Origin of the sequence: Streptomyces sp. PsTaAH-124, from assembly GCF_000373685.1 — a bacterium.
Classification (GTDB): Bacteria; Actinomycetota; Actinomycetes; order Streptomycetales; family Streptomycetaceae; genus Streptomyces; species Streptomyces andamanensis.
On sequence record NZ_KB892181.1, the window covers coordinates 50,803 to 62,908 of the forward strand.

The following is a 12,106-nucleotide window of genomic DNA, read 5'->3' on the forward strand; positions in this document are numbered from 1 at the left end:
CTCCGGGGCCCCGGCAGCTCAAATGCCGGGGACTCGGAGGGCCGTCTGCGTGGGGCAGGTGGTCAGGGCCGGGCGGGCAGCGCGCTGCTGTCCCGCCCGAGGTGCTGGCGCAGCCAGGCGACGGCAGCCGGGGTCATCGCCCCGGTGTCCGGCTCGCTGAGCGGCGCGGTGTCGATGTCGTGCATCGCGTCCGTCGCCGGGAGCGGCCGCATGTAGTCGGGGTCGATCCCGGCGCGGTAGCTGAGACTGCCCAGCTCGGTCAGGTCGTAGAGGACCTTGCCCGTGTCGACGTGCCGCCAGGACCGCTCCACCCGGCCGATGAACGTGTGGCCGGACTTGCCGAGCCAGAACCGTTCGACGTCGCGGAACAGGACGATGTCGCTCTTGATGTAGACGGTCTTCGGCTGAACGGCCTGCATCTGCGGCTGCTGTGCCACGTTGTTGTCCTTCCGTCGAGTGCAGAGTTCCGGGCTGTGCCCGATCTGCGGACACGCCAAAGGCCAGCCGCCCGTGCGACGGGCGACCGGCCTGGTGGAGCAGCGTGGTGCGGGAGGGAAGTTGGGTTCGGCTCCCGTACGGCGGGCGGTCAGGCGGCAGCGCGCTGACGGGCCGCGCGACGCTTGAGGGAGCGGCGCTCCGTCGCGGACAGCCCACCGAAGACGCCGTAGTTCTCGCCGCGCTCCAGCGCGTCCCGGAGGCACGTCTCCATCAGCGGGCAGCGACGGCAGACAGCCTTCGCTTCCTCCTCCTGGAGGAGCGCCGGGCCGGTGTCGCCGATCGGGAAGAACAGCTCGGGGTCCTCGTCGGCGCAGAGCGCGCGGGGAGCCTCGGTGTCACTCGTGGCGACGGCGCCGTAGTAAGGGGTGCGTACGATGGAGCGGTTCATCAGGGCCTCCCAGAAGGTCCGTACGACAGCCCCGGGGGCGCAATCCCCGGGGCTGTCTCGTGTGTGGCGGCCGGACGGCCGGAGCGGTGGGTGATCTCCCGGCGCTCTCCGCCGGCCCCGCCCGTGAGGACGCGGGGGCGACGGGCAATGCCGGGGGTCAGCGGCGGTTGTTCTCCGACCGCTTGTTCTGCTCGCTGTTCTTGCGCGAGAGCTCATTGCGCTCCGCGTCGGTCAGTCGCGTGACGGCGTTCACCGGACCGTCTCCATCTCCGCGAGGGTGCGGCGGGCGCGGCGGCCGGCCTTCGCCGCCCGGACGTCGCCGTCGGCCACCAGGTGGCGGACCAACTGGTGAAGGGCGGCGGAGCGCTCGCGATCCTGGCCGTTCGCCGGGGCGGGGATGGTGCGTGTCATGCTGTGCATCAGGTCCTCCGAGTCAGGTCCTGGACAGCCCCTCAGGCCGCAATCCCTTGGGCTGTCGCGATCACTCCCCGATTGGGGAGTCGACTGCTGTACGAGCAGCCACGGCCCCGGCCGCCCCCTGTGAAGCGGGGCGGCCGGGGCCGTGGTCGTTCGTCTCGGTGCGGTTCAGGCCGCCGACGTCGCCGGGGCCTTCCGGGCGTACTGCTCGTACTGCCTGCCGAGTTCGGCCTGCCGCCGCTCGTGCGCCTCGATGTCCTGGGGCAGCATCGGCAGGTCGGGGCCGCGGAACTCGGAGACCGTTCCCGAAGTCCGCTCCGTGCAGCGGTTGTTCGCCTTCTCGACTGCCGGGCCACCGTGCTTCGCCCACTGCGCCTTGCGGACCGCCGGCGCGGACTGCTGCCGCGCGGTGCGCTGCTCCTGGCGCTCCATCTGCTCGCGGGCCTCACGGCGGGCGGGCTCCTGCTGGAGGGCGAGGACGAAGCGGCGGGCCAAGATCTCGCCGTCCGGGCAGTGCTGGCCGCCGACGCACCGCGTGCACCCCTGCGGCTGTGTGACACTCCGCCCGCGGCCGACGTGTCGGGTGCGGTGGGCGAGGTATGCCTGGCGGGCCGACTCCAGCGTGATCTCCGCGTTCATCCGGGAGACCGGTGCGGCCGGGGCCGGGAGCGGCTTGTAGAACTGCTGCGCCGCGCGGCGGTTGTCCTGCGGCATCGCCTCCCGCAGGAGGCGGTCCTGCTTGACCTGCCAGCGCCGGACGTCGATGTCGAGTTCCACGAGCTGGTCGCTGCCGGGGCAGGTTGTGTGCTTCTCGCCCTCCGCGACCTTGTCGGAGATGCAGTGCTCGCGGATCTTGAGGACCTTGTCGCCCATGATCCGGCGCCAGGTGCGGCAGTCGGGGCAGGCGATCGACTTCACTTCGCCGGGACGGACGTTGTAGTCCTCCGGGGCCATGCTGCTGAGCTTGAGCGCCTCACGGCGGTTCGTGTTCTTGGTCCGGACGCGGCCGGGACGCTTGCGGGGCATCGAATCCTCCTGACGTGGGATCGGGTGCGGGTGCTGCCTTCTCTGCCGCGCCAGGCCGGCCTTTCGGCAGGTGGGTCCTGGCGGACAGACAGCGCAGCAGCGCCGTTCGAGATGGATCAGGTGGAGCTATTCGGTACAGGTCTGCCGGGGGAGCTCGGCTCACCCCACTGCCGCCGCCTCCGAGGAGGCGACACCTGCTGTTGATCTTTGTGCGGTCAAACGGCCGGGCTTTAGCTAGTAGACTTAGATTGACTACTCAATGCCCGACGCAGTGAAGCATGCACGCTGCGCGACGCGAGGTCAAGCCCCTTCGGCTAGATTGACTAGTCATTCACGGGCATGTAGACATCTCCCATGGCAGTCAGCGGCAGGGCCCGAGCCCTCTACCAGCGCATCGCGGACAAGCTCCGCGCCCAAATCACCGATGGGACGCTGGGGCCGGGTGACCGACTGCCGACCGAGGCTGAGATCGCCGCCGAGTGGGAGACGACCCGTTCGACCGCCGTGCAGGGTCTGAAGCTGCTGGTCAATGAGGGTTTGATCATCAGTGACCGCCCTCGGGGGTACTTCGTCCGCAGTCGGCGCCCGATGGTCTATCGCCCGCAGGGCGAATTCCGAAAGCGTCCGCTGTCTCCCGAGATGGACCAGTTCCTCACGCAGATGTCCGAGGAAGGGCGAGAGGCCGGCCAGCACATCGAGGTGCAGGTAGAAGTGCCGTCCCGGCATGTGCGGGAGCGCCTCCATCTGGGGGAGGGCGAGCTGGTTGTCGTCCGGCGCCGTGTTCGCTTCGTGGACGGTGTCCCATACAACACGAACGACTCGCACTTCCCGCTCGCGTTGGTCCAGAACAGCGAGATCATGAACCCGGACGACATCGCCCGCGGCGCGAACGTCGTCCTGTCGGAGCTCGGATACGAGCAGGTCCGCGCCTTGGACGAGATCCAGGTGCGGATGCCGACCCCCGAGGAAGCAGACCGGCTGCAGCTCGGTCCCGGCACTCCCGTTGCCGTCCATCTGTGCACCGGGTTCACCAAGGACGGCAGGCCGGTCCGCTCCGTCGTCAACGTGCTGCCCGGCGACCGCCACGTCATCACTTACGAGCGCAGCCGACCCCAGTTCGGCTCCGCGCCGACGATTCGCCAGGCCGTTGCCACGGACTTGCGCACAGTCGTTGACCTGTGGGAACACGCCGCCTCGTGGCTCCGCGAGCGCGGGATCGATCAGTGGCAGTACCCGCCTCGCGAAGACCGCATCAAGGCCAACATCGAGGCCGGCGAGTGCTGGATCGTCGAAGCCGACGGAACGCCCGTAGCAACCATCACGGTCGATGAGCACGCCGACTCGGACTTCTGGAGTTCCGACGAGGCTGCCGAGCCGGCGCTCTACGTGCACCGCATGGTCGTCCGTCGCGACGTATCCGGCCTGGACCTCGGCTCCGCCATGCTCGACTGGGCGGGCCAGCACGCAGCGGGCAAGGGCAAGCAGTTGCTTCGCCTGGACGCCTGGCGCACCAACGAGGGGCTGCAGAAGTACTACACCGATCGAGGCTTCGCACACATCCGGACCGTCGAAGCAGCCGACCGGAGCAGCGGCGCCCTGTTCCAGCGCCCCTCTGGCTACAGCCGTAAGACAGGGCCACAGCTCACCGTTGTGCAGACCGAAAACGAACACTGATCGACCCCCCTCTCGCTGGACTCGAGAACCGTCGATTCGGTTCTAGTCCCGGGGAGCTGCTAGTTCCAGATCTGACATGTGGCCGGGCGAACTGGCCACATCAGCCACAGGATTGGGGCGGGATGGCACAGAAACCAAGGGAGCTGACGCCCTGGGTGTCTCCCCTGCACAACTGGGGCTACCAGCTGCGCGAGCTGCGAAATTCGCGGGGCCTCAGCCTCCGCGAGCTCTCGAAGCGGAGCCGCATCGACCACGCTCACCTGGGGCGATTCGAACGAGCCGAGCGGATGGCCGACCGCACTCAGGCGGCGCTCCTGGACGACGCCCTGGAGGCCAGCGGGATGCTGCTCCGCCTCTGGGAGCGGATCGGTGACGAGCGTGACCATGTGGCCAATCCGCCCGTTCATGTGGCCAAGTCGGCGGTGGATCTGGCCTTGGCCACGGCAGACCAGGCAGCGTCGGACGGTGAGGGGATCTCGGTCCCGTGTCGTCTACGCGATGGGTCGGTGGTTTGGGTGGCTCTGGAACGGCGCGCACTGCTGCGCGCGGGGGTGGGGTTGGGAGCCGCTGCGGCGATCGGTGTCGCTTCGCCGGCGGCTGCGGACTCGAACGGCGTGCCGAGCCTGGTCCGCAGGGCGCGGGCCGCGTCGGCGTACGGATCGACGCCGGTTGAGCACCTGCGGCGCACCCGCCGTCTGCTGATCGACGGCGACAACCTGCTCGGGCCGCGCCACGCCCTCAAAGCGACGCGCGACTACATCGACGTCATCCAGGAGCTGCGCCGGGAGGCAAAGGGCGCCGACCGGCGCGACCTGATGGAGCTCCAGACGCAGTACGGGGAGTTCCTGTCCTGGCTTCACCAGGACCTCGGCAACCCGGACGCCGCGTCGTACTGGCTCGACAGGGCGATGCAGTGGTCGTACACGGTCGGCGACACCGACCTGACCACCTACGTCATGGCCCGCAAGGCCCAACTGGCCGGCGACACGGCCGACCTGGTCGACGTTGTCGACCTGGCCGAAGCCGCCCAGCGGATGGCCCGGCCCCGCAGCCGGCTCGCTGCCGTGGCCCGCACCTACGAGGCGTACGGACACGCGCTGCGCGGTGACGCCGACGACAGCGAGCGCGCCATCGACTCCGTACGCAACGCCCTGGACGGCATCGGCTCCGACCCCACCCCTTGGGGCGTGTGGCTGAACGCCTCGTACGTAGAGGTCCACCGCGCGCAGGGCCTGGAGGCCCTCGGCAAGCACGACCAGGCCGCCGATGCCTTCGCCGACGCCATCCGGCTGATGCCCGACGACTACCACCGCGACCGCGGCGTCTACATGGCGCGGCAGGCCGTGGCCCTGGCCGGCGCCCGCGATCCCGAGCGGGCCGCGACGGTCGGCATGCACGCGTTGACCGTCGCGGCCGACACCGGCTCCGGTCGCATCACCAACGAGCTCGCTCGCCTCGACACGGCCCTGATCCCCTGGCAGCGCGAGGCCCCGGTCTCCGAGTTCCGCGCAGCCTTCGACTCCACCCTCGCCCACGAGACAGAAACGGATGCCTGAGCAGATGACTGCCCGCCCGTACGTCGTGCTGTCGGCCGCCATGTCGGTCGACGGCTACCTGGACGACACCAGCCCCGAGCGGCTGCGCCTGTCCAACGCCGCCGACTTCGACCGCGTCGACCAGGTCCGCGCGGAGTCCGACGCCATCCTGATCGGCGCGAACACCATGCGCCGGGACAACCCCCGCCTGCTGGTCAACAGCGACGAACGCCGTGCTCAGCGCGTCGCCGACGGCAAGCCGGCCTACCCGCTCAAGGTCACGGTCACCCGTACCGGCGATCTCGCCGCCGACCTCAAGTTCTGGCACCACGGCGGCGACAAGCTGGTCGTCACCGTCGACAGCGTGGTGGAGAAGGTGCGCGCGACGCTCGGTGACCTCGCCGACGTCGTCAGTGTCGGGCCGGACCTCGACTGGGGTCTGGTCCTCGATGAGCTCGGGCGCCGCGGCGTCAAGCAGCTGATGGTGGAGGGCGGTGGCACGATCCACACCCAGCTCATGGCCCAGGACCTGGCCGACGAAGTCCACCTCGCCATCGCGCCGCTGCTGGTCGGTCAGCCGGAAGCCGCCCGCTTCCTCGGGGCCGCCGACTACCCGGGCGGGTCGACCGCGCGGATGCGGGTCCTCGAGGTCCGTGCGATCAACGACGTCGTCTTCGTCCGCTACGCCCCTAAGGGACGCGCCTGATGTACGCGCCCGATCGAGACCAGGACCTGCACTGGATGAGCCGCGCGATCAGCCTTGCCGCGTTGTGCCCGCCGGCCTCGGGGCCTACTCGGTCGGCGCGGTCATTGTCGGCGAGGACGGCAGCGAGCTCGCGTCCGGCTACTCCCGAGAGTCCGACCCGCGCGAGCACGCGGAAGAGGCCGCGCTCGCGAAGCTGCCCGAGGGTGACCCGCGCCTTGCCGGGGCCACGATCTACAGCACGCTGGAGCCCTGCTCTCAGCGGCACTCGCCGCGCACCCCGTGCGCGCAGCGGATTCTCGCCGCTGGGATTCCGCGGGTCGTCATCGCGTGGCGGGAGCCGTCGCTGTTCGTGGAGAACTGCGTCGGCTACGAGCAGTTGGTGGAGGCAGGGGTGACCGTGGCGGAACTGCCCGAGATGGCGACGGCCGCGAAGGCCACCAATGTGCATCTGGGGGACCTGGCATGACGGATCAGGTGTATCTGATCGGCTCTCCCGAATCTCCACTCGTAAAAATCGGGTACACCGATAATCCAGAGCGTCGGCTCCGTCATCTCCAGACGGGTTCACCGCTGCCGCTCCAGTTGCTTGCGCTCTTCGAAGGTGGCTGCATCACCGAAGCCGCCCTCCACCGTCGCTTCGCCGACAAGCGCCGCCACGGTGAATGGTTCGATCTGGGACCGGATCCTGTGGGGGCCGTAAGCCCGTTCGTGCGAGTGGCGCAGGTGGAGGAAGCAGAAGACGTCGGCCGCCATCAGCCGAAGCACGAGCTGCGCTACGACGACGTCACTCTGCAGGAGTGGGCCGATTGGTTTCCTGAGGAACCGTCACGGGTGCACGAGCGAATGGAACGCGAATGCCCGACCTACAAGGGGGCGTGGAAGTGCCTGTGCGACGGCTGACCTTCCCACCTGGTGGGCAAATTGCTGCGCGCTTCCCGTCAGGCGGGCGCGGCATTCCGGGCACCTCGGACGCTTCTCGAATTCGTCCCGCAGTTCTGTCGGGTCGTGCGGTTAGGCTGTGCCCAGAAGTGATCCATAACGACGAGAACCCCAGCGACCGGGCATGGTCTGCTGGGGCATCTCGAACGGGGCTAAGCCTCGTTGGGCGACACACCTTGATGGGAGGTGCTCGCGGGATGAAGGCTACCCGCCGACGCGGAACTACACGCGCAGCTTCGCCGTTCCTCCATCGCGATCACGCCATCGAGTGCGCCTTCGCGTACGCCGACACCGGCCTCGGAATCAAGGGGGTCGGGGTGACGTAGCGCCACCGGCCGCGCGCGCCAGACGAGTGGACGGCAATCCACTGCGGCCTCGCGCGGCCCTTCACGCCGACCAGAGGTCGGCCGCCCAGTCCCCGGTTCCAGCCGGTCCTGGGCTCCAGCTCATCGAGCTGGGTTGAGCAATCAGTCGCAGTACCCGGTCCGCAAGGACCACGCACCACCGCAGCGGCCCCCCGGCAAGGGGGCTTCTGCATAGCACCGCCGAAGCGGCTTCGCCACCGAAGCGGCTTCTCCGTTCCGCCGGCCCCGGCAAGGGCCTTTGGAACATCCGTTCGAATCCCGCAAAGGAGAGAGGACTCGCCTCTGGTTCTTCGTCCGGTGCCCGCTCCTCACGGAGGCGGCGCCCCGCCCGTCCGATCTCCAACGGAGGTCGGTCCTTGTTGATCTATATGGAAGGCGGCTAACGCCATAGTGCACGAGCTCCGGTCGACTTGTCAGGTCGACCACGACCAGGTCAGTACCCCCTCTGGGGTGATTACCGCAGGTTGTGGTGTCCCCCGTGGCGAAAATGTGACGTACATCACACCCCCCAACTGTCACACCGTTTACGCCCGGTCGGCTGACCGCCTGACCTCGGGGATGTCCCTGTGAGCGCGGGAGCGGCGTCGGCCGCCGTGCTGGACCACCCCCTGTGGGAGAACATCGACAACTCCGTCGACGGCTCCTGGCTTCCCGGGCAGCGGAACGCTCTGCGGTCGGTGCCGGCCGCCGGAAAGCCGGACGGCGACGGCCCGGAGGACCCGCTGCGCCTCGGTCGGACGATGCGGCTTCGACTGCGTGACGCGGTCCAGGCGCTGCTGGCGGACCCGTCGATCGCCGGGCTGAAGGATGCGCCGAAGCTGGCGGCCGTGGTGCTGTACGCGAAGTCGCGGGCGCCGAAGGGCGAGGACGACGACCTCCAGACCTCGATCTGGGGCGCGGAGCTCGGCCGCTGGCTGGGCATGAAGGAGTCGACGGTCCACCACAAGGTGCTGCCGGTGCTCCGCGGCTCGGACGCGGTGCATACCCAGGTGGTGAGGGACGGGAAGGGGCACCCGACCGGGCTGGACTGCCTGGTCATGCCGCTGTGGCGCGCTCACCACGGCGGGGGAGCGGGGCATCCACTGGCGCTGACGAAGGCGGAGCTGGCGACGCTGCTGCATCTGTGCGAGGCGCTGTTCGGGCACGGCTGGACGCCGAAGGACAAGGAGCCGACGCCGCCGGGGCTGCTGGCCGGCCGGACGGGCAAGGGCGCGGCGACCGACCGGCTCGGGCTGCTGCTGATGGTCCTGAACACGCGGGCGTCGGGCTGGCTGCAGCTGGTCGGCGGCTCGGTGAAGAAGCGCGAGGGGCGCGGGGCGGCGACGCTGGCCCGGCTGCTGGGCTGCTCGCCGTCGGGGGCGCGGAAGGTGCTGGCCCGGCTGACGAAGGCCGGTGTCGTGGCGCGGCAGCACCGGGAGACGTCGACGCGGATGCGCGGCCGGGGCCGGGTCATGCTGCTGCCAGTCGCCCGCGCGTACAGCCGTCGCCTGGCCTCTGTGGAGGCTGTTTCGGGAGCCGGGTCGGTGTTTTCAGCGCGTCCTGCTGGTGCGTGCGGAGATCATGGTCCGGCTGGGACTGCTGGTGCCCCTGGTACGTCTAGGATCGGCGGTGCTGAGGGGGCCGGGGATGCGGTGGAGCAGGAGCGTCCCGATGGTGCAGAGCTCCACGCAGACCACGCTTCTGTGGTTACTCCTGTAGTTCCTCCGCAGCTTGATTGTGGTTTTTCCGGCGAAGGCCGTGGGGCGACCAGTGATCTGCCGGACCGCGCGTGCGCGGGCGAGGACGGCGGCCCGCTCCGCGGGGAACAGCAGGAGAAGTCCCCGTCGATCAGCAGCAAGAGGCCCGGTCGCGGGCCGGTGGGCGACGGTCCGGTGCGGGTCGTGGCCGGTGAGGGGCAGGGCAGGCAGCAGCGGGGGAGGGTGCCGCTGCCGCCGGAGGATCTGCGAGCCGTCCTGGCCCCGGTCGACCTGGTGTGGGCACGCCTGGAGCGTCCGGCCGCCCGCCGCCTGGTGGAGGCCGCTGCCCACGGCGAGCTGGGCAGAGTGGTCGGGTTTGCTGGCCGTGCGAACGCGCCGCAGGTACTCGCCGACCGGCTCGCCCGGCGCCTAGCCGACCAGATGCGGCTCGCTGGGCCGATCAAGGACCCGGTGGGCTGGCTGATCGGCGTCGGTCTGCCGCAGCGCCAGCAGTGCGGCGACGTGCGGTGCGACGACCGGGTCCTGCTCGACTCCGGGCAGGATTGCCCGCGCTGTGAGGAGAAGCAGGCCGACCGCCGGGACCAGCGCCGTGCGGTCGCGGCCGCCGTCGACGCCGCGATGCCCGGTGCCTCGGAGGCGGAGCGGCGGGCGGCGGCCGAGCAGCAGCTGCACCAGGACGTGACGGCCAGGGCGTGGGCGAAGGTGCACGAGTGGGACCAGGTCTGCGCCCGGCAGGCCGCCGCAGCTCAGGCCCGTGCCGAAGCCGCGGCCGCGCAGCCCGAGGCGGAGGACCCGGCCGCGCCGGTCGCCTCGGTCGTGCTGCCCACGCCCCGTCCCGTCGCCGTGGTTCAGGCCCTGGAGGACGACGACCAGGAGCTGGTCCTTGAGGACCTGACCCCCGAGCAGGTGCTGGACTGGCGCACCCGCGCCGCGCACGACCACCAGATCGTCCACGACCACATCGCCCGGTACGGCAAGCACTCCGCACAGCGCCTGTTCACCAGATCGTTCGTCGCGACCGTGCAGCGCCTTTCGGGCCTCGGTCACCTGGACCTCGGCTACACCCCGTGGGGGCAAGCATGAGCGGCAGCGAGGCGTCCGGCGTCGACCTGGCCCGGGTCGCTCTGCGGGCCGCGATGAAGGCGGCACGCGCCAACGGCGGCGGCCGGAAGGCGAAGGCGAAGCTGCGCCTGGCCCGTACGGTGCGCCGCGACGGGCGTGAGTCGATGGGCCTCAGGGCGGCGCTCGGTGCGCTGGCCACCGAGCGGGCCTGGGAGCTCCCGGCCGCCGGTGCGACGCTGTGGGAGCGGTGGGCGGCCATCGTCCCCGAGTTCGCCGGGCACGTCGCCGCCGTGTCGTACGCCCCGGACTCCGGCCGGCTCACGGTGTGCCTGGATTCGGCGGCCTGGGCGGCGAAGGCCCGGCTGGTGCAGTCCGCCGCCAACAAGGCGGCGGGCTGCACCGTGCACGCGTGGGAATCCTGTCAGGGTGCTGCAGTACATTTCGTTCGCGGAAGACCCTGGCGGTCTGCGAACGAGGTAAAGCAAAATGGCTTGATCACCTGACATCGCCGCAGGTCACGAAGTGTCGTCCCCGCGCCCGCGGGGGTAGCTCGCCCTTGAGGCTTGGAATGAGCTGAACGAACGTGTCGTCCCCGCGCCCGCGGGGGTAGCTCCCGCTGGGCGTCCTCCCGAACACCAACAGCAACGTCGTCCCCGCGCCCGCGGGGGTAGCTCGGACCCGCCGGCGCTTGCCGTGCCGGTGGTGGCGTCGTCCCCGCGCCCGCGGGGGTAGCTCCGGCCTGCACAAGGGGGACTTCGTCCCGGACGCGTCGTCCCCGCGCCCGCGGGGGTAGCTCCGCGCCCGGGTCGCCGGCCACCAGCAGGGACTCGTCGTCCCCGCGCCCGCGGGGGTAGCTCCCGCCTGGTCCTCATCCGGGACCGGGAGATCTGGTCGTCCCCGCGCCCGCGGGGGTAGCTCTCCGGTCACAGCCAGGTGAAAAGTGAGGCCACCGTCGTCCCCGCGCCCGCGGGGGTAGCTCTCCGCCCACCGATCCGTCCTCCCCGTCCGCAGCGTCGTCCCCGCGCCCGCGGGGGTAGCTCGTTCAGATCAGGGCACCGCTCGTTCGGCGGGACGTCGTCCCCGCGCCCGCGGGGGTAGCTCGTCCACGTTCGCCGCCCAGTACCCGCCTAGCTGGTCGTCCCCGCGCCCGCGGGGGTAGCTCCTGACCCGGTCCGCAGCCATGTTGGGGCCGTACGTCGTCCCCGCGCCCGCGGGGGTAGCTCGGGGACATGATCATGCCGACCGGCCTCTGCCTGGTCGTCCCCGCGCCCGCGGGGGTAGCTCCCCGGCCTACGTGAACGCGGACGGGACGTACACGTCGTCCCCGCGCCCGCGGGGGTAGCTCCCTCGCGTTGCCGTCGACCGCACCAGGGGACTTGTCGTCCCCGCGCCCGCGGGGGTAGCTCCTTCCCGCCGGACGAGCCGGGACGGGGCCACTCGTCGTCCCCGCGCCCGCGGGGGTAGCTCGTCGGACTGGCGCAGAGCGCGCAGGTACGACGGGTCGTCCCCGCGCCCGCGGGGGTAGCTCCGGTGTCGCCGATCGCCCACCACACCGCGCCGTGTCGTCCCCGCACGCGCGGGGGTAGCTCCTCGGCATCCTCCCGTTTGTGTGCCTCGCTCCTGTCGTCCCCGCACGCGCGGGGGTAGCTCCCAGTGACCTCAAGGACTCCGGCCCCCGGCCGGGTCGTCCCCGCACGCGCGGGGGTAGCTCCCACCAGTGGTCCGTCTCGGGCGGCGTGTCGGGGTCGTCCCCGCACGCGCGGGGGTAGCTCCTCGACTCGCAGAGGCCGACACGGGAC

The 12,106-nt window shown here is 70.7% G+C and carries 11 protein-coding genes and 1 CRISPR repeat array (1 of these 12 cut by a window edge); of the genes, 7 read left to right on the forward strand and 4 right to left on the reverse strand.

What is annotated here, in order from left to right:
* Window positions 1-62 precede the first annotated feature (62 nt).
* From B086_RS0125425 to B086_RS0125445, 4 genes are all read right to left on the reverse strand, one after another.
* A complete protein-coding gene (locus tag B086_RS0125425; RefSeq protein WP_018569256.1) occupies window positions 63-437 on the reverse strand; it encodes a hypothetical protein in 375 nt (124 codons plus the stop codon).
* A 149-nt stretch (window positions 438-586) separates the two neighbouring features.
* Window positions 587-886 (reverse strand): WhiB family transcriptional regulator, encoded by a 300-nt coding sequence (locus B086_RS0125430; protein WP_018569257.1) that lies wholly within the window; start codon window positions 884-886, stop codon window positions 587-589.
* 249 nt (window positions 887-1,135) lie between these two features.
* Complete coding sequence (locus B086_RS44690; RefSeq protein ID WP_158690419.1) at window positions 1,136-1,297, reverse strand: hypothetical protein; 162 nt, start codon at window positions 1,295-1,297, stop codon at window positions 1,136-1,138.
* A 174-nt stretch (window positions 1,298-1,471) separates the two neighbouring features.
* Window positions 1,472-2,329 carry a hypothetical protein gene (locus B086_RS0125445; RefSeq protein WP_018569260.1) on the reverse strand — a complete coding sequence of 286 codons (858 nt, stop codon included), beginning with the start codon at window positions 2,327-2,329 and terminating at the stop codon, window positions 1,472-1,474.
* Window positions 2,330-2,683: 354 nt separating this feature from the next.
* Here B086_RS0125445 and B086_RS0125450 point away from each other — a divergent pair, with 354 nt between their 5' ends.
* The 7 genes from B086_RS0125450 (at window position 2,684) to B086_RS40770 (ending at window position 10,810) form a co-directional block, all read left to right on the forward strand.
* The gene (locus B086_RS0125450; RefSeq protein ID WP_018569261.1) at window positions 2,684-4,003 is read left to right on the forward strand and encodes a GNAT family N-acetyltransferase; all 1,320 of its coding nucleotides are present in this window, start codon (window positions 2,684-2,686) and stop codon (window positions 4,001-4,003) included.
* A gap of 122 nt (window positions 4,004-4,125) precedes the next feature.
* A complete protein-coding gene (locus tag B086_RS0125460) occupies window positions 4,126-5,559 on the forward strand; it encodes a helix-turn-helix domain-containing protein (protein WP_106436159.1) in 1,434 nt (477 codons plus the stop codon).
* A 4-nt stretch (window positions 5,560-5,563) separates the two neighbouring features.
* Window positions 5,564-6,244 carry a dihydrofolate reductase family protein gene (locus B086_RS0125465; RefSeq protein WP_018569264.1) on the forward strand — a complete coding sequence of 227 codons (681 nt, stop codon included), beginning with the start codon at window positions 5,564-5,566 and terminating at the stop codon, window positions 6,242-6,244.
* 64 nt (window positions 6,245-6,308) lie between these two features.
* Window positions 6,309-6,710: a deaminase gene (locus B086_RS40760; RefSeq protein WP_018569265.1), complete on the forward strand. Its 402-nt coding sequence runs from the start codon at window positions 6,309-6,311 to the stop codon at window positions 6,708-6,710.
* Window positions 6,707-7,144 carry a GIY-YIG nuclease family protein gene (locus B086_RS43155; protein WP_078531189.1) on the forward strand — a complete coding sequence of 146 codons (438 nt, stop codon included), beginning with the start codon at window positions 6,707-6,709 and terminating at the stop codon, window positions 7,142-7,144. The genes B086_RS40760 and B086_RS43155 overlap by 4 nt, the downstream gene beginning before the upstream one ends.
* A 970-nt stretch (window positions 7,145-8,114) precedes the next feature.
* Complete coding sequence (locus tag B086_RS40765; protein ID WP_051115915.1) at window positions 8,115-10,328, forward strand: hypothetical protein; 2,214 nt, start codon at window positions 8,115-8,117, stop codon at window positions 10,326-10,328.
* Complete coding sequence (locus B086_RS40770) at window positions 10,325-10,810, forward strand: DciA family protein (protein ID WP_078531190.1); 486 nt, start codon at window positions 10,325-10,327, stop codon at window positions 10,808-10,810. The genes B086_RS40765 and B086_RS40770 overlap by 4 nt, the downstream gene beginning before the upstream one ends.
* A 21-nt stretch (window positions 10,811-10,831) precedes the next feature.
* Window positions 10,832-12,106: a CRISPR direct-repeat array (repeat unit 28 nt; unit sequence GTCGTCCCCGCGCCCGCGGGGGTAGCTC); it runs 157 nt beyond the window's last position.